Source organism: Pseudideonella sakaiensis, assembly GCF_048320135.1.
GTDB classification, from domain to species: domain Bacteria; phylum Pseudomonadota; class Gammaproteobacteria; order Burkholderiales; family Burkholderiaceae_C; genus Ideonella_A; species Ideonella_A sakaiensis_A.
Genome location: NZ_CP182947.1, coordinates 5,004,060 through 5,025,402, shown reverse-complemented (window position 1 = coordinate 5,025,402; position 21,343 = coordinate 5,004,060). Strand labels below are relative to the sequence as shown.

Annotated in this window: 21 protein-coding genes; 4 read left to right on the top strand and 17 right to left on the bottom strand. The window is 64.1% G+C overall.

Going from position 1 to position 21,343, the window contains the following annotated elements; genetic code table 11:
• Nucleotides 1-55 precede the first annotated feature (55 nt).
• Nucleotides 56-1,366 carry an O-acetylhomoserine aminocarboxypropyltransferase gene (locus ACNH6H_RS23000; RefSeq protein WP_418320603.1) on the top strand — a complete coding sequence of 437 codons (1,311 nt, stop codon included), beginning with the start codon at nt 56-58 and terminating at the stop codon, nt 1,364-1,366.
• The gene (locus ACNH6H_RS22995; RefSeq protein ID WP_418320602.1) at nt 1,363-2,178 is read left to right on the top strand and encodes an alpha/beta fold hydrolase; all 816 of its coding nucleotides are present in this window, start codon (nt 1,363-1,365) and stop codon (nt 2,176-2,178) included. Before ACNH6H_RS23000 ends, ACNH6H_RS22995 begins: the two co-directional genes overlap by 4 nt.
• A gap of 6 nt (nt 2,179-2,184) precedes the next feature.
• On the opposite strand, the gene ACNH6H_RS22990 is transcribed toward ACNH6H_RS22995, so the two are convergent.
• Nucleotides 2,185-3,447, bottom strand: a complete 1,263-nt coding sequence (locus ACNH6H_RS22990; protein ID WP_418320601.1) for a YihY family inner membrane protein — start codon at nt 3,445-3,447, stop codon at nt 2,185-2,187.
• Nucleotides 3,448-3,467: 20 nt separating this feature from the next.
• Here ACNH6H_RS22990 and ACNH6H_RS22985 point away from each other — a divergent pair, with 20 nt between their 5' ends.
• Both ACNH6H_RS22985 and ACNH6H_RS22980 read left to right on the top strand, forming a co-directional pair.
• Nucleotides 3,468-3,884, top strand: coding sequence for a DUF2069 domain-containing protein (locus ACNH6H_RS22985; protein WP_418320600.1), 417 nt, complete (start codon nt 3,468-3,470; stop codon nt 3,882-3,884).
• Nucleotides 3,881-5,290: an FAD-binding oxidoreductase gene (locus ACNH6H_RS22980; RefSeq protein ID WP_418320599.1), complete on the top strand. Its 1,410-nt coding sequence runs from the start codon at nt 3,881-3,883 to the stop codon at nt 5,288-5,290. Before ACNH6H_RS22985 ends, ACNH6H_RS22980 begins: the two co-directional genes overlap by 4 nt.
• 15 nt (nt 5,291-5,305) lie before the next feature.
• Here ACNH6H_RS22980 and ACNH6H_RS22975 read toward each other — a convergent pair whose 3' ends face one another.
• The 16 genes from ACNH6H_RS22975 to ACNH6H_RS22900 form a co-directional block, all read right to left on the bottom strand.
• Nucleotides 5,306-5,800, bottom strand: a complete 495-nt coding sequence (locus tag ACNH6H_RS22975) for a DUF1178 family protein (protein ID WP_418320598.1) — start codon at nt 5,798-5,800, stop codon at nt 5,306-5,308.
• A 21-nt stretch (nt 5,801-5,821) separates the two neighbouring features.
• Nucleotides 5,822-6,424 carry an NUDIX domain-containing protein gene (locus tag ACNH6H_RS22970; RefSeq protein WP_418320597.1) on the bottom strand — a complete coding sequence of 201 codons (603 nt, stop codon included), beginning with the start codon at nt 6,422-6,424 and terminating at the stop codon, nt 5,822-5,824.
• The gene (nuoN, locus tag ACNH6H_RS22965; RefSeq protein ID WP_418320596.1) at nt 6,421-7,902 is read right to left on the bottom strand and encodes an NADH-quinone oxidoreductase subunit NuoN; all 1,482 of its coding nucleotides are present in this window, start codon (nt 7,900-7,902) and stop codon (nt 6,421-6,423) included. Before nuoN ends, ACNH6H_RS22970 begins: the two co-directional genes overlap by 4 nt.
• 17 nt (nt 7,903-7,919) lie before the next feature.
• Nucleotides 7,920-9,395 (bottom strand): NADH-quinone oxidoreductase subunit M, encoded by a 1,476-nt coding sequence (locus ACNH6H_RS22960; RefSeq protein ID WP_418320595.1) that lies wholly within the window; start codon nt 9,393-9,395, stop codon nt 7,920-7,922.
• A 55-nt stretch (nt 9,396-9,450) separates the two neighbouring features.
• Nucleotides 9,451-11,493, bottom strand: coding sequence for an NADH-quinone oxidoreductase subunit L (gene nuoL, locus ACNH6H_RS22955; protein WP_418320594.1), 2,043 nt, complete (start codon nt 11,491-11,493; stop codon nt 9,451-9,453).
• Between the two features lie 7 nt (nt 11,494-11,500).
• Nucleotides 11,501-11,806, bottom strand: a complete 306-nt coding sequence (gene nuoK, locus ACNH6H_RS22950; RefSeq protein ID WP_418320593.1) for an NADH-quinone oxidoreductase subunit NuoK — start codon at nt 11,804-11,806, stop codon at nt 11,501-11,503.
• Nucleotides 11,803-12,432, bottom strand: coding sequence for an NADH-quinone oxidoreductase subunit J (locus ACNH6H_RS22945; protein ID WP_418320592.1), 630 nt, complete (start codon nt 12,430-12,432; stop codon nt 11,803-11,805). The genes nuoK and ACNH6H_RS22945 overlap by 4 nt, the downstream gene beginning before the upstream one ends.
• 77 nt (nt 12,433-12,509) lie before the next feature.
• Entirely contained in the window at nt 12,510-12,998 is a 489-nt protein-coding gene (gene nuoI, locus ACNH6H_RS22940; RefSeq protein WP_418320591.1) for an NADH-quinone oxidoreductase subunit NuoI, read from the bottom strand.
• 93 nt (nt 12,999-13,091) lie between these two features.
• Nucleotides 13,092-14,156, bottom strand: a complete 1,065-nt coding sequence (gene nuoH, locus ACNH6H_RS22935) for an NADH-quinone oxidoreductase subunit NuoH (RefSeq protein WP_418320590.1) — start codon at nt 14,154-14,156, stop codon at nt 13,092-13,094.
• A gap of 7 nt (nt 14,157-14,163) precedes the next feature.
• The gene (gene nuoG / locus ACNH6H_RS22930; RefSeq protein ID WP_418320589.1) at nt 14,164-16,500 is read right to left on the bottom strand and encodes an NADH-quinone oxidoreductase subunit NuoG; all 2,337 of its coding nucleotides are present in this window, start codon (nt 16,498-16,500) and stop codon (nt 14,164-14,166) included.
• A gap of 103 nt (nt 16,501-16,603) precedes the next feature.
• Nucleotides 16,604-18,013 (bottom strand): NADH-quinone oxidoreductase subunit NuoF, encoded by a 1,410-nt coding sequence (nuoF, locus tag ACNH6H_RS22925; protein WP_418320588.1) that lies wholly within the window; start codon nt 18,011-18,013, stop codon nt 16,604-16,606.
• Entirely contained in the window at nt 18,006-18,533 is a 528-nt protein-coding gene (gene nuoE / locus ACNH6H_RS22920; RefSeq protein WP_418320587.1) for an NADH-quinone oxidoreductase subunit NuoE, read from the bottom strand. Before nuoE ends, nuoF begins: the two co-directional genes overlap by 8 nt.
• Entirely contained in the window at nt 18,530-19,783 is a 1,254-nt protein-coding gene (locus ACNH6H_RS22915) for an NADH-quinone oxidoreductase subunit D (protein WP_418320586.1), read from the bottom strand. Before ACNH6H_RS22915 ends, nuoE begins: the two co-directional genes overlap by 4 nt.
• 36 nt (nt 19,784-19,819) lie before the next feature.
• The gene (locus ACNH6H_RS22910) at nt 19,820-20,416 is read right to left on the bottom strand and encodes an NADH-quinone oxidoreductase subunit C (RefSeq protein ID WP_418320585.1); all 597 of its coding nucleotides are present in this window, start codon (nt 20,414-20,416) and stop codon (nt 19,820-19,822) included.
• A 19-nt stretch (nt 20,417-20,435) separates the two neighbouring features.
• Nucleotides 20,436-20,912: a NuoB/complex I 20 kDa subunit family protein gene (locus ACNH6H_RS22905; RefSeq protein WP_056659068.1), complete on the bottom strand. Its 477-nt coding sequence runs from the start codon at nt 20,910-20,912 to the stop codon at nt 20,436-20,438.
• 63 nt (nt 20,913-20,975) lie between these two features.
• Entirely contained in the window at nt 20,976-21,335 is a 360-nt protein-coding gene (locus ACNH6H_RS22900; protein ID WP_418320584.1) for an NADH-quinone oxidoreductase subunit A, read from the bottom strand.
• Between the last annotated feature and the right edge of the window lie 8 nt (nt 21,336-21,343).

The following is a 21,343-nucleotide window of genomic DNA, read 5'->3' as shown; positions in this document are numbered from 1 at the left end:
ATGCCACAGGACAGAAGTCGCCTGCCGGCGCACCCAGCAACTGGAGGAACAAGACATGGCCGGTTTTTCGGATCCTGGCTTCGACACACTGGCCCTGCATGCCGGCGCCGGCCCTGATCCGGCCACCGGCGCGCGCGCCGTGCCGATCCATCTGAGCACCAGCTTCGTATTCGAGAACAGCGACCATGCGGCGGGACTGTTCAACATGGAACGCTCCGGCCATGTCTACAGCCGCATCAGCAACCCGACCAATGCGGTGCTCGAGGAACGCATCGCCGCGCTCGAAGGCGGCATCGGAGCGATTGCGACCGCCAGCGGCCAGGCCGCGCTGCACCTGGCGATCGCGACGATTGCCGGCGCCGGCCATCACATCGTCGCCAGTTCGGCGCTGTACGGCGGCTCGCACAACCTGCTGCACTACACCTTGTCGCGCTTCGGCATCAGCACCACCTTCGTGCGGCCGGGCGACCTCGATGGCTGGCGGGCGGCGATCCGGCCCGAGACCCGATTGCTGTTTGGTGAAACGCTCGGCAATCCCGGACTCGACGTGCTGGATATTCCGGCCGTCAGCGACATTGCCCACCAGCACGGACTGCCGCTGCTGGTCGATTCGACCCTCAGCACGCCATGGTTGATCAAGCCGTTCGAATTCGGTGCCGACCTGCTGTACCACTCGGCGACCAAATTTCTCAGCGGCCACGGCACCGTGGTCGGCGGCTTGCTGGTCGACAGCGGCGCGTTCGACTGGGACCGTTCGGGCAGATTCTCCGAGCTGACCGCCGCCTATGCCGGCTTCCATCAGATGGTCTTCAGTGAGGAGAGCAGCACCGCCGCATTTCTGCTGCGCGCACGCCGCGAAGGACTGCGCGATTTCGGCGCCTGCATGAGCCCGCACACGGCCTGGCTGATCCTGCAGGGAGTCGAGACATTGCCGCTGCGGATGGAGCGGCACGTCGCCAATACGCGCCGGCTGGTCGAGTTTCTGGTCGCCCATCCGATGGTCGAATCGGTTGGCTATCCCGAACTGGAGAGCCATCCGGACCATGCGCTGGCCCGCCGGCTGTTGCCGCGCGGCTGCGGATCGGTCTTCAGCTTCAACCTGAAAGGCGGCCGCGAACAGGGCAAGGCATTCATCGAGTCGCTGAAGATCTTCTCGCACCTTGCCAACGTCGGCGATTGCCGCTCGCTGGTGATCCACCCGGCGTCGACGACCCACTTCCGGATGGACGATGCCGCGCTTGCACAAGCCGGCATCGGCCAGGGAACGATCCGCTTGTCCATCGGCCTGGAGGATGCCGACGATCTGCGCGACGATCTCGGCCGTGCGCTGAAGGCGGCGCAGAAGGCGGGTGGAGGCGCACGATGAACCTGCAGATCGACGGCCGCGCGGCCTACGCTTATACCGGTGGCAAGGTTTTTGATCCGAAGCTGCCGACGGTTGTGCTGGTCCACGGCGCGCTCGGCGACCACAGCGTCTGGGCGCTGCAGAGCCGATCGCTTGCGCACCACGGCTGCTCGGTGCTCGCGGTCGACCTGCCAGGGCATGGCCGCAGCGCCGGGCCCGGGCTCGACAGCGTCGACGCGCTGACCGACTGGTTGCTGCACCTGTTGAAGACGGCCGGCGTCAGCCGTGCGCTGCTGGTCGGCCACAGCATGGGCTCGCTGATTGCACTCGAGACGGCGGCCCGACTCGGCACCGACGCGCTCGGGCTGGTGATGGTCGGGAGCGCGTTCCCGATGAAGGTGTCATCGGTGCTGCTCGATACCGCGGCGAACGAGCCGCTGAGGGCGATCGACATGGTCATCGCACTGTCGCACTCGTCGCTTGCCAGCAAGCCGTCGGCGCCGGCCCCAGGCTTCTGGCTGCGCGGCGTCGACAGGGCGCTGTACCGGCGCAACCAGCAAGCGCATTCGGAAGCCGGCTTCGGCAACCTGTTCCATCGCGATTTCTCGTTGTGCAATGCCTATACCGCCGGCCTCGAGACGGCGCAGCGGGTCCGATGTCCGGTGAGCATCGTCGTTGGCATCCGGGACCAGATGACACCGACGGCGGCGAGCCGGTCGCTCGCCGCAGCCTTGTCCGCCGAGACGATTCTGGCGCCGTCAGGACATGCGCTGATGGGTGAAGCACCTGAGGCGGTGCTGGCCGCGATCCGCAGCCGCGTGCCGCGCAACTGAGCCGCTTCAGACCGGCGTGATCAGTTCTGCGAGGCTGATCCGGTCCAGATCGGCCCGCCTCCAGAAGCCGCCAAGCGTCGGTGTCGGTTCGACGAGAAAACGGGTGAACAACGGGGCCGCCAGCGTCGTTGCCGGATCGCACAACAGCACATAGCGCGATCCGTGCTCCTCGTCGAGCCGGCCGATCCAGTCGATGCCTGCGAGTTGCTCGAGCATCGGTTCGACCTGCAGCGGATCGATCCGCAGGCGAGTGCACAGTTCGAACAGGCCGAGACCGCCGTGGCCGGCAACACGCGCCTGGTCGAGCTGACGCAGCAGCGTCACGACCAGTTCGAAGCGGCGACCGGGGTTGTCACCGAGGCCGACGACGCGCATCTGCAGACTCGGCGCATAGGCGGCAATGACCGCACCGAGCAGCACGATCACCCAGCCGAGATACAACCAGATCAGAAAGATCGGCAAGGTCGCGAAGGCACCGTAAAGCAGCGAATAGGTCGGAATGCTCGCCAGATACAGCGTCAGGCTGCGCTTCGCAATCTCGAAACCGGCAGCGACGAAGATGCCGCCGACCAGCGCGTGGCGCCAGCGCACCTCGGTATTCGGCACATAGTGGAACAGGCCGGCGACACCTGCGGCCAGCAACAGGAACTCGGCGAGGTTGAGCAGAAAATTCACGCCGCCGGGCAACGAGTCGACCATGCCCTCCGACTGCGTGAAGGCATAAGAGGTCAGGCTGAGGCTTGCGCCGAGCAGCACCGGCCCCAGCGTGATCGCGGCCCAATAAACCAGCACGCGCTGCGCAATCGGCCGCGGCCGCCGCACCCGCCAGATGTTGTTCAGCGCGCGGTCGATCGTCAGCATCATCGCCACCGCGGTGACGACGAGCACGACCAGCCCGGCGCTGCCAAGCCGGTTCGATTGCGCGGCAAATTGCGTCAGTGCGTCGAGCACCGGTTTGGCGATGCTGTCCGGAATCAGGCTTTGCAGCAGATAACGCTGCACCGAGCCCTGGAACTGGTTGAACACCGGGAAGGCCGAAAATACCGCCAGCATCACCGTCAGCATCGGCACCAGAGAGATCACCGTCGTGAACGTCAGGCTGCCGGCGGTGATGCCGAGCCGGTCCTCGCGAAAACGCACCGCCAATGTGCGAAGCGTGTCGATCCACGGCCAAGAATGCAGCGTCTCGGGCAACTCCGACACCAGCTCCTGCCAGTCTGGCTCGTTCTTGTCGGCTTGCCCTCGCGGCAATTTCGGTGGCAGTCCCATCGCTGGCTATCATGCCATCGATGACACAGCAGCTTTCTTCATCTGGGCCGGTCGACGACGCGGCCGATGCCCCCGCGGTGCGCTGGTCGCGTGCGATTGCGGTCAGCAGCCTGCTCGGTCTGATCGTGCTCGGGCTGGCCTGGGAATTGTGGCTTGCGCCGACCGGCAATCGCACGCTCGCACTGAAGGTGCTGCCGCTCGCATGGCCGCTCGCCGGACTGCTGAAGCGGCGCATGTACACCTACCGCTGGGTCAGCCTGCTGGTCTGGCTCTATTTCGCCGAGGGCGTGATCCGGGCCACCAGCGACCGAGGGCCATCGGTCTGGCTGGCGCTGATCGAGATCGTGTTGTGCCTGAGCCTGTTCGCCGCCTGCGCGATCCATGTCCGCTGGCGCTTGCGACATCCGACGGCCACCACCGAAGAAAACCGATCATGAACACTGTGCTCGATCAACTGCGCGCCATCGTCGGCGACAAGCATCTGCTGAGCGATGGCGACCTGTCGGCGTTCGAAGTCGACTGGCGCAAGCGTTACCGCGGCAAGGCGCTGGCGGTGGTGCGCCCCGGCACGACCGGCGAAGTGGCGGCGGTGGTTCGCCTGTGCGCCCGCGAACGCATCGCGATCGTGCCGCAGGGTGGCAATACCGGCCTGGTCGGCGCGTCGGTGCCGGACGACAGCGGAAGGCAGCTTTTGCTGAACCTCGGCCGCATGAACCGCATCCGCGAGATCGACCCGGCCAATCTGACGATGACTGTCGAAGCCGGCTGCATCCTGCAGCAGGTGCAGGAAGCCGCCGCTGCGCGCAATCTGCTGTTCCCGCTCAGCCTGGCGGCCGAAGGCAGTTGCACGATCGGCGGCAACCTGGCAACCAATGCCGGCGGCACGCAGGTGCTGCGTTACGGGTCGACGCGAGACCTCTGCCTCGGCCTCGAGGTCGTCACCGCCGACGGCGAGGTCTGGGACGGGTTGAGCGGCCTGCGCAAGGACAATACCGGCTACGACCTGCGCCACCTGTTCATCGGCAGCGAGGGCACGCTGGGCATCATCACCGCGGCGACGATGAAACTGGTGCCGCAGCCGGCGGCGGTGATGACGGCCTGGGTATCGGTGGCCAGCGTCGAGGCGGCGGTCGAACTGCTGCAGCGCGCGCAGGCCAGGCTCGGTGCCGGCCTGACCGGTTTCGAGATGATGGGCGAATTTGCGCTGTCACTGGTTCGCAAGCACTACCCGGACCTGCGCCATCCGCTGCCGCCTGCGCCATGGACGGTGCTGCTCGAGCAGTCGGACACCGAAGGCGAGGACCATGCCCGCGCATTGTTCGAGGCGCTGCTCGAGGAGGCGCTCGAGCACGGCACGATCGTCGACGCCGCAGTCGCCGAGAATATCGACCAGTCGCATGCGATGTGGCATCTGCGCGAAACGATACCGCTCGCGCAGGCCGACGAAGGGCCGAACGTCAAGCACGACATCTCGGTGCCGGTCTCGCGGATTCCGGCCTTCGTCGCGTCGACCGATGCGGCGCTGGCCAGCCACTTCGACGGTGTGCGGATGGTCGATTTCGGTCACCTCGGCGACGGCAACCTGCACTACAACGTGCAGGCTGCGCCGGGCCAGGATGCGGCGGCTTTTCTCTCAGCGAACGAAAAGGCGATCAACCAGCTGGTTTATGCGGCGGTTGCCGCACACGGCGGATCCATCTCGGCCGAACATGGCATCGGTACCTTGAAGCGCGATGCGCTGCTGCAGTTCAAGTCGCCGGTGGCGGTGCGGATGATGCGGCAGATCAAGCAGGCGCTCGATCCCGGCAATCTGTTCAACCCCGGGCGCGTGCTCGAACGCTGAGCCGCGCCGGGTTCGTCATTGCAACGGACCCTTCAGCGAATCCGGCAGCGGCAGCGACATCACCTCGATGCCCTCCTCGCGCAGTGCCTCGGCTTCGTCACGGCTTGCGCGGCCGCGGATCGCCCGCTCGTCGATTTCGCCGTAGTGCATGCGCCGCGCCTCTTCCGGAAAGCGCTCGCCGACATCGTCGGTATTGGCCATCACATGGCGCACCGCCTGCAGCCACATCGACTGCAAGGCCATCTCGCGTGGCGGCCCGCCGTCGCGTGGCGGTGCCGACTCGGTGACGGCCGCCGCAGCGTCGCTTCGATCGACCTTGCCCTGCTCAGCGGGCCGCCGCGACCGGGATACCGCCAGCCGCGGCGCACTCGGCAGGCGATCGATCGCCGCGCTGCCACAGACCGGGCAGACCATCAGCCCGCGGTCGAGCTGGCTCAGATAGTCATCCTCGGAGGCGAACCAGCCTTCGAATCGATGGTCGAGCGAGCAGCGCAGGTTGAAAACCTTCATTCCGCATTATCCCAAACAAAGTCAGCTGCGCGGCGCGTCCATCCACGTCAATGGCCAGCGGCCAGCCCGCCAGTGGCGCAGCCAGAGCAGACCGATCAGCGTCTTTGCATCGGTCAGCGCGCCTTCCATTGCGAGGGTTTCGAGCTCTTCGAGGCTGGCACTGCCGACCTCGAGAAATTCACCACTTTCAAGATGCGCCGCTCCGGCGCTCAGGCCGCGCGCAAACCAGACCTCTATACCTTCGTCGGAATAGGCGATCGCGTTGTGCAGGATGCCTGCCCTCGCCCACTGCCGCGCCGCATAGCCGGTTTCCTCGGACAGTTCGCGGATTGCACACTGCCATGGTGCTTCACCGCCATCGAGCTTGCCGGCCGGGAACTCGAGCATCACCCGCTGCATCGGGTAGCGGTATTGCCGCTCGACGACCAGCCGGCCGTCATCAAGCAGCGGCACGATCATCACTGCGCCCGGATGGACAATGTATTCGCGGTAGGCCAGTGAACCATCGGGCAGCCGCACCTGGTCGCGGCGCACATCGAGAAAATGGCCGCGATAGACCTGGGTGGAATCGACGCGGTCTTCGCTGAGGCTGCGATCGTCGGTGCTGGCCGGCCCGGCGCTCAAGTGCCGAGCGCCTTGACGATCGCCTGCGCGCACATCGCCATCAGGCCGCCGGGCAGCAGGCCGAACAGCAGGATCGCCGCACCGTTGGCAGACAGCAGGCCACGCACGTCGCCGCCGGCAACGATCTGGTGGGTATCGGTCGGCTCATCGAAGAACATCACCTTGACCAACCGCAGATAGTAGAAGGCGCCGATCAGCGACAGCAGCACCGCGATCACCGCGAGCCAGATGAAGCCGGTGATGTTTGTCGATACCAGCGCCTGCAGCACGCTCAGCTTGGCGTAGAAACCGACGGTCGGCGGAATGCCGGCCAGCGAGAACATGCAGATCGCCATCACACCGGCATACCAGGGGCTGCGTTTGGCCAGGCCCTTGAAATCGTCGATCTGCTCGGCCTCGAAACCCTCGCGGGACAGCAGCATGATGACGCCGAATATTCCGAGCGTCGTCAGCACGTAGGTGACGACGTAGAACATCGCCGAACTGTAGGCATTGGCCGCCGACAGCGTATTGCCGTTGACGACGCCAACACACAGGCCGAGCAGCATGAAGCCCATCTGCGCGATCGTCGAATAGGCCAGCATGCGCTTCAGGTTGGTCTGTGCGATCGCTGCGAGGTTGCCGATCAGCAGCGAACCGACCGCCAGCACGATCAGCATCTGCTGCCAGTCGACCGCCAGCCCGAGCATGCCGTCAACCAGCAGCCGGATCGTGATTGCAAAGGCAGCGAGCTTCGGCGCGCCAGCAATCAGCAATGTCACCGCAGTCGGTGCACCCTGGTAGACGTCGGGCACCCACATGTGGAACGGCACCGCGCCGAGCTTGAACGCGAGGCCGCTGACGACGAAAACGATGCCGAACACCAGCACCGCCTTGTTGATCTGGCCGGTGCCGATCGCCTTGAAGACCTCACCGACCTCGAGCGAGCCGGTCGCGCCATACATCATCGACAGGCCATAGAGCAGGAAGCCGCTGGCCAGCGCACCGAGCACGAAATATTTCATCGCCGCCTCGGTGGCCGGCGGGTGATCGCGGCGCAGCGCGGTCAATGCATACAGCGACAGGCTCATCAACTCGAGACCGAGGTAGACGACTAGGAAATTGTTCGCCGACACCATCACACCGATGCCGAGCAGCGACAACATGCTCAGTGAAAACAGCTCGCCCTTCAACAGGTCGCGCGACGCCGCATAGGGCCGCGCATAAACCAGCGTGATCATCACCGCGATCGTCGCGAAGAAGCCGAGCAGGTGACCCATCGGATCGGCAACGACCATGCGCTGCATCGCGTAGACGGTCTCGCCTCGATTGAACGCCAGCAGATGCAGCACCGCCACCGCGCCAAGCGACAGTTGCGTCAGCCAGTAGGTCGGCGTGCGCTTCTCGTCGACGACCCACAGGTCGACCAGCGCGACGATGCATGCCATCAGCAGCAGCAGGATCTCGGGGGCGATGGCTAGCCAGTTCATGTTGTTCATTTGTCGTGCACCTGGTCTCAGTTCAGCTTCGAGACCGAGACATGGCGAATCAGCTCATTGACCGATACATGCATCGTGTCGGTGAACGGTTTCGGATAGACACCCATCCACAACACGGCAATCGCCAGGATCGCGAGCATCAGGAATTCGCGTGCGTTGATGTCGGTCAGCGCGCGCACCTCGGCATTCGCGATGTCGCCGAAATAGACCCGCTTGACCATCCACAAGGTATAGGCGGCGCCGAAGACGAGTGCCGTCGCGGCCAGCGCGCCGAGCCAGAAATTGACCTGCACCGCGCTGATGATGACCATCCATTCGCCGACAAAACCGGCGGTGCCTGGCAGGCCGCAATTGGCCATCGCGAAAAACACCGCAAACGCCGTGAAGGTCGGCATCGTATTGACGACGCCGCCGTAGCTGGCGATCTCGCGCGAGTGGACACGGTCGTACAACACGCCGATGCACAGGAACATCGCGCCGGAGACGAAACCGTGCGCGATCATCTGCACCAGGCCGCCGGAGATGCCCAGCTCGTTGAACATGAAGAAGCCGAGCGTGACGAATCCCATGTGGGCGACCGACGAATAGGCAACCAGTTTCTTCATGTCCTGCTGGACCAGTGCCACCAGCCCGATGTAGATCACCGCGACCAGCGACAGCGTGATGATGAACCAGGCATATTCATGCGCCGCATCGGGCGCGATCGGCAGCGAGAAGCGGAGGAAGCCGTAGGCGCCAAGCTTCAGCATGATGGCCGCCAGCACGACCGAACCGCCGGTCGGCGCCTCGACGTGGGCATCGGGCAACCAGGTGTGGACCGGCCACATCGGCACCTTGACCGCGAACGCCGCCAGGAATGCGAAGAACAGCATCGCCTGCGCCGGCAACGGCAGTTTCAGCTGATGCCAGGCCAGCAGATCGAAACTGCCGCCCGATTTGAAATAGAGGTAGACCAGCGCGACCAGCATCAGCAGCGAGCCGGCCAGCGTATAGAGGAAGAACTTGAACGCCGCATAGACGCGGCGCGGACCGCCCCAGATGCCGATCACGATGTACATCGGTATCAGCGTCGCCTCGAAGAAGACGAAGAACAGCAGCGCATCGACGGCACTGAAGACGCCGACCATGATGCCGGACAGGATCAGGAAGGCGCCCATGTACTGGTGGACGCGGTCGGTGATGACTTCCCAGCCGGCAATCACGACGATCACCGTGATGAACGCAGTCAGCAGCACGAACCAGACCGAAATGCCGTCGACACCGAGGTGGTAGCGGACGTTGAAACGGTCGATCCAGGCAAGGTTCTCGACGAACTGCATCGCCGCAGTGCTGGAATCGAAACCGGTGATCAGCGGAATCGTGACCAGGAAGCTCGCCAATGCGGCGACCAGTGCCAGCCAGCGAACCGGGCGCGCAAACTCGTCGCGACCCAGCGCGAGCAGCAGGCCGCCCGAAAAGATCGGCAGCCAAATGGCGAGGCTCAACAAACCCATGTTCTTGTTCTCCGTGACTCGACTGGAAAAATCCGCTGCAGCAGCCGTTGCCGCTTCAGCGACCGGTCAAGCCGCCCAGGAAGGGCCACAATTGCCAGGTCATCAGGCCGATCAGGCCCAGGATCATCACCAACGCATACCAGTACAGATAACCGGTCTGCACCTTGCGCACCAGTTGCGCGATGCCGCCGATGCCGCGCGACGAACCGTTGATCAGCACACCGTCGATCAATGCAGCATCCCCACCTTTCCACAAGCCGACGCCGAGCAGTCGCGCGCCGGCTGCCAGCACCTTCTCGTTGAACGCATCGAAGTAATACTTGTTGTCGAGCAGCTTGTAGATCGGACCGGCGCCGGCCTTGATCGCCGCCGGGATCTGCGGCTTGACCATGTAGAACCCATAGGCGGTGACGACGCCGGCCAGCGCCAGCCAGAACGGTGCGGTGACCAGGCCATGGGTGGCCATTGCCATCGCGCCGTGGAAGCCTTCGGCCAGCTGCGCCATCGCCGGATGCCTGGCCACGTCGACGAAGATCGAATCGCGCAGGAAATCGCCGAACAGCATCGGCTGGATCGTCATGTAGCCGATCACGACCGATGGAATCGCGAGCAGCACCAGCGGCAGCGTCACGACCCAGCGTGATTCGTGCGGCTCGTGCACATGGTGCTCGCCGCCGTGCTCGTCGTGGTGGTCGTGTTCACCGGGGAAAGGCTTGTGGCGGAAACGCTCGTCGCCGTGGAAGACGAGGAAATACATCCGGAACGAATAGAACGCGGTGACGAAGACGCCGGCGGTGACCGCGAATTGCGCAAACCAGGCGCCGGGCAGCTGCGACGCATAGGTCGCGATGATGATGCTGTCCTTCGAATAGAAGCCGGCAAACAGCGGCGTGCCGATCAATGCCAGCGAACCGAGCAGCGACGTGATCCAGGTGATCGGCATGTACTTGCGCAGGCCGCCCATGTTGCGGATGTCCTGGTCATGGTGCATGCCAATGATCACCGAGCCGGCGCCGAGGAACAGCAGGGCCTTGAAAAACGCGTGCGTCATCAGGTGGAAGACGGCGACCGAATAGGCCGACACGCCAAGCGCCACCGTCATGTAGCCGAGCTGCGACAGCGTCGAATAGGCAACGACACGCTTGATGTCGTTCTGGATGATGCCGAGAAAGCCCATGAACAGCGCGGTGATCGCGCCGATCACCAGCACGAAGCTGAGCGCGGTGTCGGACAGCTCGAACAGCGGCGACATCCGGGCCACCATGAAGATGCCGGCGGTCACCATCGTCGCCGCGTGGATCAGCGCCGAGATCGGCGTCGGGCCCTCCATCGAATCGGGCAGCCAGACGTGCAGCGGAAACTGCGCGCTCTTGCCCATCGCGCCGATGAACAGGCAGATGCAGATCACGGTGATCAGCATCCATTCGGCTCCGCCAAAGGGATTGGCAAAACCCAGGGCCGCGAGCTCGGGCGCCTTAGCGAACACCTCGGCATAACTGAGGCTGCCGGCAAATGCAACGATCAGGCCGATGCCGAGGATGAAGCCGAAGTCGCCGACCCGATTGACCAGGAAGGCCTTCATGTTCGCGAAGATCGCGGTCGGCTTGTTGAACCAGAAACCGATCAGCAGATAACTGACGAGGCCGACGGCCTCCCAGCCGAAGAACAGCTGCAGGAAGTTGTTGCTCATCACCAGCATCAACATGCTGAAGGTGAACAGCGAGATATAGCTGAAGAAACGCTGGTAACCCGGGTCTTCCTCCATGTATCCGATGGTGTAGATGTGCACCATCAGCGAGACGAAGGTGACGACGCACATCATCATCGCCGACAGGCCGTCGATCAGGAAGCCGACCTCCATCTTCAGGTCACCGATGACCATCCACTCGTAGATCGTCGCGTTGAAACGGGCGCCGTCGATGGCGACCGAATACAAGGTCATCGCCGAGATGATGAAGGCGATCAGCACGCCGAGGATGGTGACGATGTGCGCGCCGCGGCGGCCGACCTTCTTGCCGGCAAGGCCGGCGATCAGCGAGCCGACCAGCGGTGCCAGCGGCACCGCCAGCAGCATGTTCTGGGAGAGTTCTGTTGCCATGTGCTGATCAGCCCTTCAGGCTGTCCATCTCGTCCACGTTGATCGTCGAGCGGTTGCGGAACAACACGACCAGGATGGCCAGGCCGATTGCCGATTCGGCCGCAGCAACGGTCAGGATGAAGAAGACAAATACCTGACCTGCCATGTCGCCGAGGTAATGCGAAAAGGCGACGAAATTCAGGTTGACCGCCAGCAGCATCAGTTCGATCGCCATCAGCAGCACGATCAGGTTCTTGCGATTCAGGAAGATGCCGATCACCGACAACGCGAACAGGATCGCGCCGAGCGACAGAAAGTGGCCAAGCGTAATCATGGCTGGTCTCCACGGGCCGCCGGCGCCGAATCGACGCTGGCCGGCATCTTCACCAGCCGCACCCGGTCAGCCTTGCGCACCCGAACCGCATCGGACGGGTCAATGCTGCGCGAATCCTTGCGCTTGCGCAGCGTCAACGAAATCGCCGCGATGATCGCGACCAGCAGCAGCACCGCGGCGATCTGCAGCGGGTACAGGTAGCGGGTATAGACCTCGATGCCGAGCATCCTGGTATTGCCGGCCTGCACCGTCGCCGCATCGGCAACCGGCGCCTCCGACAAACGGAAGCCCCCGAGCAGCACCGCGGCCATCTCGAGCGCGATGATCACGCCGACCAGCCCGGCGACCGGGAAATGCTTCCAGAAACCCTGGCGCAAGGCATTCGAATCGATGTCAAGCATCATCACGACGAACAGGAACAGCACCATCACCGCACCGACATAAACCAGCACCAGCGCGATCGCGAGAAATTCGGCGTGCAGCAGGATCCAGACGCAGGAGGCCGAGAAAAACGCGAGCACCAGATAAAGCGCCGCGTAGACCGGCGTGCGCGCGGTGATGACACGGAATGCCGCGAACAGCAGCACGGCCGAGAAGATGTAGAAAAGCGCGGAAGTCGTATTCATCGTGGTCCTGGCGCGGAAGCCTGACAGCGCGGCGGCAGCCGACCGCGTCGACGCGGCGGCGGCATCGCGAGCGATGCTCAGCGGTAGCGGGCGTCGGCCTCCTTGTTGGCGGCGATTTCGCTTTCGTAGCGGTCACCGACGGCCAGCAGCATGTCCTTCGTGAAATAGAGGTCGCCGCGCTTCTCGCCGTGGTATTCGAAGATGTGGGTCTCGACGATCGAATCGACTGGGCAGCTCTCCTCGCAGAAGCCGCAGAAGATGCACTTGGTCAGGTCGATGTCGTAACGCGTCGTGCGCCGCGAACCATCGTCGCGCACGTCGCTTTCGATCGTGATCGCCAGCGCCGGGCAGACCGCCTCGCACAGCTTGCATGCAATGCAGCGCTCCTCGCCGTTCTCATAGCGGCGCAGCGCATGCAAGCCGCGAAACCGCGGGCTCATTGGCGTTTTCTCTTCAGGAAACTGAACCGTGATCGTCGGCGACAGGAAGTGCCGGCCGGTCAGCGCGAGGCCCTTGAACAGCTCGGTGAGCATGAAGCTCGAAAACAGATCCTTGATGGCACTCATCGGTGCTCCTCCCTCTGCCCGCCGGCAGCCGGTGCGACGGCGGACCGGCTTGCGATGGCCGCGGCTTCAATTCGAATCGATCGGCTCATGGCGTCAGATCCAGATGTTCCACGGCGACTGGATCCACAGCCCGACCACGATCAGCCAGACCAGCGTCACCGGAATGAAGATCTTCCAGCCCAGACGCATGATCTGGTCGTAGCGGAAGCGCGGAAAGGTCGCCCGAACCCACAGGAACAGCGTGACGACGACGAAGGTCTTCAGGCCGAGCCAGATCCAGCCCGGAATCCAGTTGAAGAAAACGCTGTCGATCGGCGGCAACCAGCCTCCGAGGAACATCGTGACCGCAAGCACCGAGACCAGCAGCATGTTCGCGTATTCGGCGAGGAAGAACATCGCGAACGCCATGCCCGAATATTCGACCATGTGGCCGGCAACGATCTCCGACTCGCCTTCGACGACGTCGAACGGATGGCGGTTCGTCTCGGCCAGGCCCGAGATGAAATAGACGACGAAGATCGGCAGCAGCGGCAGCCAGTTCCAAGACAGGAAATTCAGCCCGATGTCGGCAAAGCGGCCCTTGTCCTGGCCGAGCACGATCTCGGTCATGTTCAGCGTGCCGCTGACCATCAGCACGACGACCAGCGCAAAACCCATCGCGATCTCGTAGCTGACCATCTGTGCCGACGCGCGCAACGCGCCGAGGAAGGCGTATTTCGAGTTCGACGCCCAGCCGGCGATGATCACGCCATAGACCTCGAGCGAAGTGATCGCAAGCAGGAACAGCAGGCCGGCATTGATGTTCGACAACGCGACTTCCGGGCCGAAGGGGATTACCACCCAAGCGGCCAGCGCCGGCATGATCGTCATCACCGGGCCGAGCAGGAACAGTGGACGGTTGGCCGCCGCAGGCAGGATGATCTCCTTGAAGATCAGCTTGATCGCATCGGCGATCGGCGTCAGCAGGCCCCATGGCCCGACCCGGTTCGGCCCGGGGCGGATCTGCGACCAGCCGATTGCCTTGCGCTCCCACAGCGTCAGGTAGGCGACGCAGCCCATCAGCGGCAGCAGCAGCGCAACGATCTTGATCAGCGTCCAGGCGACCGGCCAGGCGCCGCCGAGCACCGATTCACCGAATTGATTGATGTGATCGATCATCGCGGGCTCATGCCTTTTCGACGGTCAACGGACCATATGCCGCGCCGAGTGCCGCAGTGGCGGCCAGGCCGGCGGGAATGCGGATCGTGCGCGGCGCAAGACCGGCGCCGACGACCACCGGCAACACCACGCTGGCCGACCCGCCGCGCGCAAAACGCAGCGACGCACCGGATTCGACACCCAGTTCGTCGGCAAGCGCAGCCGGAATCCGCGCCAGCGGCAGCAGCCGCGCATCGGCAGTCAGTTGCAGGCTCGGCGCACGCCGCACCAGCATGTCGGTTGCATAAATCGGCAGTTCGGCAATGCGCTCGAATCCGGCCTCGTCGGCTTGCTCGAGCTTCAACTCGTCGGTACCGACGGTGGGCGCGTTGTCGAGGCGCCGCTGCAACTGGTCGGCCGGGCCGAGCGCCTCGGCACGAACGTCTTCCGACGATTCGAAGTTGAAATTGTCCAGGCCGAGCAGGTTGCCGAGCACGCGCAACGCCTTCCACGCCGGGCGTGCATCGCCGAGCGCCTTGACGACGCCGTGGAAACTCTGCACCCGGCCTTCGGCATTGACGAAGCTGCCCGAGGTCTCGGTGAATGGCGTGATCGGCAGCAACACGTCGGCGGCGTCGAGCGCGGCCGATTTGAACGGCGTCATCGCGACCACCAGCTTGGCACCGCGCATCGCCTCGAGCGCAGCCGGCGCATTGTCGATGTCGAGCATCGGCTCGACATTGAGCATCAGCAGCGCCTTCAGTTCGCCGTTCAGCATGTCCTTCGCGTTGCGCCCATCCGGCCCTGGCAAGGCACCGACGAGCTGCGCGCCGACCGAGTTGGCCGCTTCGCCAAGAAAACCGACACGCGCGCCGGTCTGCCTGCCGATCCAGTCGGCAAGCGCGAGCAATTGCTCCGCTTGCGGATGCTGTGCCGCCGCATTGCCGAGCAATACCCATTTGCTGTCGCCGCTGGCAAGCGATTCGGCGATCGCCTTCGCCTGATCGGACGGCTTGGCGTCGACCGGCGCCGCGACACCAGCGCCATTGGCGACGGCGGCAGCGATGCCGGCCAGTTCGGCCAGCCATTGGCCGGGCGCCGCGGTGACCGCATTCGCGACCGGCAGCAGCCAGTCGTCGGCGACCGCATGCAGCGAGTGGACCTGTGCGCCGTGCTTGCAGGCCTGGCGCAGCCGCTGCGCAAACAGCGGATGGTCCTTGCGCAGGAAGGAGCCGATCACCAGCACGCGCTGAGCGGTCGACAGTTCGGCGATCGACCCGCCGAGCCAGCGTGCCGAGCCGGCCGGTGCGGCCGCGAAATCGCGGTTGCGCAGGCGATGGTCGATATTCTCCGAGCCAATGCCGCGAACCAGCCGACCGGCGAGGAACAGTTCCTCGACGGTGCTGTGCGGCGACACCAGCGCGCCGATGCTGTTCGCACCGTGCTCCGACTTGATGTGCTGCAGGCTGCGCGCGACATATTCGAGCGCGCTGGTCCAGTCGGTCGGCTGCCATTGCCCGCCCTGCTTGACCATCGGCGTCGTCAGCCGGTCCGGGCTGCCCAGCGCCTCATAGCTGAAGCGGTCACGGTCGGCGATCCAGCATTCGTTGACGGCCTCGTTTTCCAGCGGCAGCACGCGCATCACGCGGCCACCCTTGACCTGCACGATCAGGTTGCTGCCGGTGCTGTCGTGCGGGCTGACGCTTTTGCGCCGCGACAGCTCCCAGGTGCGTGCGCTGTAGCGGAACGGCTTGCTCGTCAATGCGCCGACCGGGCAGATGTCGATCATGTTGCCCGACAACTCCGAATCGACGGTATCGCCGAGCACCGTCGTGATTTCCGCGTGTTCGCCGCGATGGATCATGCCGAGCTCCATCACGCCGGCAACCTCCTGGCCGAAGCGGACGCAGCGCGTGCAATGGATGCAGCGCGTCATCTCGGCCATCGAGATCAGCGGCCCGACATCCTTCTGGAAGACGACCCGCTTTTCCTCGTCGTAGCGAGATTCGGAAGCGCCATAACCGACCGCCAGGTCCTGCAGCTGACACTCGCCGCCCTGATCGCAGATCGGGCAATCGAGCGGGTGATTGATCAGCAGAAACTCCATCACGCTCTGCTGCGCCTTCAGCGCCTTGTCGCTGCGCGTGCGCACGATCATGCCCTGGGTCGCCGGCGTCGCGCAGGCCGGCATCGGCTTCGGTGCCTTCTCGACCTCGACCAGGCACATGCGGCAGTTCGCCGCAATCGACAGTTTCTTGTGATAGCAGAAATGCGGAATGTAGGTGCCTGCCTTGTCGGCGGCATGCATCACGGTGCTGCCTTCGGCCACCTCGACCTTCCGGCCGTCGAGTTCGATTTCAATCATGCATCCAGCCGCCGGGCGGCTCCTTCTGCCCCTTCCCCGTTTCGGGGAAGGCCGGGATGGAGGCTCCGAACAGCCGCCACCATGCTCGTGTTCTCCAAAGCCGTCATGCGCTCACCTGCGCCACCCGGGCAGCGAAGCCACCATCGCCGACCGGCGCAACGCCGGGTGCGGCAGCCGCGCTGCCCGGCAACAGCGCCGCCTGCTCGATCAATGCGACGAACTCATGGCGGAAATGCTTGATCATTGCCCGCACCGGCATCGCCGCCGCATCGCCGAGCGCGCAGATCGTGCGCCCCTGGATATTGTCGGCAACCGAATTGAGCAGGTCGATGTCCTCCATCCGCCCCTTGCCGTCGGCAATCCGCTCGACCATCCTGAACAGCCAGCCGGTGCCTTCACGGCACGGCGTGCACTGGCCGCAGCTCTCGTGCATGTAGAAATACGACAAGCGCAGCAGCGAGCGGACCATGCAGCGGGTATCGTCCATCACGATCACCGCGCCGGAGCCGAGCATCGATCCGGCCTTCGCGATCGAGTCGTAATCCATCGTGCAGTCCATCATGATCGACGCCGGCAGCACCGGCGCCGACGATCCACCCGGGATCACCGCCTTCAGCTGGCGGCCGGGGCGCATGCCACCGGCGAGTTCGAGCAGATCGGCAAACGACGTGCCGAGCGGAATCTCGTAGTTGCCCGGCCGCGCGACGTCGCCGACCACCGAGAAGACTTTCGTGCCGCCGTTGTTCGGCTTGCCGACATCGAGGTAGGGCTGGCCGCCGTTGCGAATGATCCACGGCACCGCGGCAAAGGTCTCGGTGTTGTTGATCGTTGTCGGCTTGCCGTACAGGCCGAAACTGGCCGGGAACGGCGGCTTGAAGCGCGGCTGCCCCTTCTTGCCTTCCAGCGACTCGAGCAGCGCGGTCTCCTCGCCGCAGATGTAGGCGCCGAAGCCGTGCGCTGCGTGGAGCTGGAAATTGAAGCCCGAGCCGAGGATGCCGTCGCCGAGCAGACCGGCGCCACGCGCCTGTTCGAGCGCCTCCTCGAAGCGTTCATACACCTCGAAGATCTCGCCGTGGATGTAGTTGTAGCCGACCGTGATGCCCATTGCATACGCCGCGATCGCCATCCCTTCGATGACGATGTGCGGGTTGAACATCAGGATGTCGCGATCCTTGCAGGTACCCGGCTCGCCTTCGTCGGAGTTGCAGACCAGGTATTTCTGGCCCGGGAACTGGCGGGGCATGAAACTCCACTTCAGCCCGGTCGGAAAACCGGCGCCGCCACGGCCGCGCAGGCCCGACAACTTGACTTCGGCAATCACCTGCTCGGGCGTCATCGGTTCGGCACCGTCGACACCGAGGATCTTGCGCAGTGCCTGGTAGCCGCCCCGGGCCTGATAGGCGTCGAGATGCCAGTTCGAGCCGTCGAGGTCGACGAGGATCTGCGGCTTGATGTGGCGGCCGTGGAAGCTGGTGTGTTCGCCAGTCGACTGGAATTTGGACAGGTCAAGCATGGCCGTCTCCGCTGTCGCGCGCCGGCTGGGCAGCGAGCAGTTCGACCAGTTCATCGAGCCGCTGGTTGCTCATGTAGCTGCACATCTGCCGGTCATTGACCAGCATCACCGGCGCATCGGCGCAGGCGCCGAGGCATTCGCTCTTCTGCACCGTGAAACGGCCGTCGGCGGACGTGCCGCCCTCCTCGATGCCGAGCCGCTCGCACAGGTGCTCGAGCGCCTGCTGGCCGTCGCGCAGCTGACACGGCAGGTTGGTGCAGACGTTCAGCTTGTATTGGCCAACCGGATTCTGGTTGTACATGTTGTAGAAGGTCGTCACCTCGTGCACCGCGATCGGCGCCATGCCGAGCACCTCGGCAACCGCCTTCTCGCTGGCCGGAGAGACGAAACCCTGCTCCTGCTGAACGATAGCGAGGCATGCCATCACCGCCGACTGCTTCTGCTCGGGCGGATATTTCGCGATCTCGCGGGCAAAGCGCTGCAGCGTCTGCTCCGAGAACCTGACGACGTCGGACTTCATCGGTCGATCTCTCCAAATACGATGTCCATCGTGCCGATCACCGCGACCGCATCGGCGATCATGTGGCCACGCGCCATCTCGTCGAGCGCAGCCAGATGCGGAAAGCCCGGCGCGCGGATCTTCAGCCGATAGGGCTTGTTCGCGCCATCGCTGACGATATAGATGCCGAATTCGCCCTTCGGATGCTCGACCGCCGCGTAGGCCTCGCCTTCGGGAACGTGGAAACCTTCGGTGAACAGCTTGAAATGGTGGATCAGTTCCTCCATGCTCGACTTCATCTCGAGCCGCGACGGTGGAGCGACCTTGTGGTTGTCGGTGATCACCGGGCCCGGATTGGCGCGCAGCCAGTCGACACACTGCTTGATGATCCGGTTGCTTTGCCGCATCTCCTCGATGCGCACCAGGTATCGGTCGTAGGTATCGCCGTTCACGCCGACCGGGATGTCGAAGTCCATCTGGTCGTAGACATCATAGGGCTGCTTCTTGCGCAGGTCCCACTCGATGCCCGAGCCGCGCAGCATCGGTCCTGTAAAACCGAGGTTCAGCGCCCGCTCGGGCGAGACGATGCCGATGCCGACGGTGCGCTGCTTCCAGATGCGGTTGTCGGTCAGCAGGGTTTCATAGTCGTCGACGTTTTTCGGGAAGCGGCGGCAGAAGTCGTCGATGAAATCGAGCAGCGAGCCTTCGCGGTTCTGGTTCAGCCGCGCAATCGTCTTCGCATTCTTGATCTTCGATGCGCGGTACTGCGGCATTGAATCGGGCAGGTCGCGGTAGACGCCGCCGGGGCGGAAATAGGCGGCATGCATGCGCGCGCCGGATGCCGCCTCGTACATGTCGAACAGATCCTCGCGCTCGCGGAAGCAGTAGATCAGGATGTTCATCGCACCGCAGTCGAGTCCGTGCGCGCCGAGCCACAGCAGGTGGTTCAGCAGACGGGTGATCTCGCTGAACATCACGCGGATGTACTGCGCACGGACCGGCACGTCGACACCGGTCAGCTTCTCGATCGCCAGGCAATAGGCGTGCTCATTGCACATCATCGAGACATAGTCGAGCCGGTCCATGTACGGCAGCGACTGGATGTAGGTCTTGCTTTCAGCCAGCTTCTCGGTCGCCCGGTGCAGCAGCCCGATATGCGGATCGGCGCGCTGGATGACCTCGCCATCGAGCTCGAGCACGAGCCGCAACACCCCGTGCGCAGCCGGATGCTGGGGACCGAAGTTGAGGGTGTAGTTCTTGATCTCGGCCATGGAATAGGTCGGTGAGGTCGGTCAGCCGGCGCCGGCTCAGTGCAAGCCGCCGTAGCGGTCTTCGCGGATGATGCGCGGCGTGATGTCGCGCGGCTCGATCGTCACCGGCTGGTAGATGACGCGTTTGCTTTCCGGGTCGTAACGCATCTCGACGGTGCCGCTGGTCGGGAAATCCTTGCGGAACGGATGACCGATGAAGCCGTAGTCGGTCAGGATGCGGCGCAGGTCGACGTGGCCTTCGAAGATGATGCCGAACAGGTCGAAGGCCTCGCGCTCGAACCAGTTCAACGAGGCCCAGACATCGGTCAGCGAGGCGACCATCGGCAGTTCGTCGTCGGGGCAGAAGACCTTCAGCCGCAGCCGCCAATTGTGGCTGACCGACAGCAGGTGGGTGACGACACAGAAACGCAGTCCGTCCCAGTCGAGATCCTTGTAGCTGCTGTAGTCGACGCCGCAGAGGTCGATCGCCTGCTCGAATTTCAGGCCTGGATCGTCGCGCAGCGTCGTGGCGACGTCGAGACAATGCTCGGCGGCAACCGTCAGCGTCAGTTCGCCGCGGTCGGCGACCAGCCCCTTGATCCGCTCTCCGAGGACAGCGACCAGTGCCGCTTCCAGCGTTTCGATTCTGCTCATGCTTGGTCCGGAAGGCGGCTCAACGGGCGATGGTGTTTTCGCGGCGGATCTTGGCCTGCAACTGAAGAATGCCGTACAGCAAGGCCTCGGCCGTCGGCGGGCAACCGGGCACATAGACGTCGACCGGCACGATGCGATCGCAGCCGCGCACCACGGAGTAGCTGTAGTGGTAGTAGCCGCCGCCGTTGGCACACGAGCCCATGCTCAACACCCAGCGCGGCTCCGCCATCTGGTCGTAGACCTTGCGCAGCGCCGGCGCCATCTTGTTGCACAAGGTGCCGGCAACGATCATCAGGTCGCTCTGCCGCGGACTCGGGCGGAACAACATCCCGAAGCGGTCGATGTCATAGCGGGCCGCGCCGGCATGCATCATCTCGACCGCGCAACAGGCCAGACCGAAGGTCATCGGCCACAGCGAACCCGTCTTCGACCAGTTGATGACCGTATCAAGACTGGTGGTGACGAATCCTTCCTTCAGTACGCCTTCGATTCCCATCTGATCAACCTCGCTTGTCTTGTTCGCCCTGCCTGTTTCGACGGTATCGCGGCCGACCCCGGATCACTCCCAGTCCAGCGCACCCTTCTTCCATTCGTAGGCGAAACCAACCACCAGGATGCCGAGGAAAATCATCATCGCCCAGAAACCGGTCGCGCCGATGTCGCGCAGCGCAACCGCCCACGGGAACAGGAATGCGATCTCGAGATCGAACAGGATGAACAGGATCGCGACCAGGTAGTAGCGAACGTCGAACTTCATCCGCGCGTCTTCGAATGCCTCGAAGCCGCATTCGTAGGGCGAATTTTTGGCCGCATCAGGACGACGCGGGCCGAGCACAAAACCGAGAACCTGGGGCGCCACGCCAACGCCGATGCCGACCAGGATGAACAGCAGGACGGGCAGGTAGGGTTCGAGGTTCATGGTCTGCG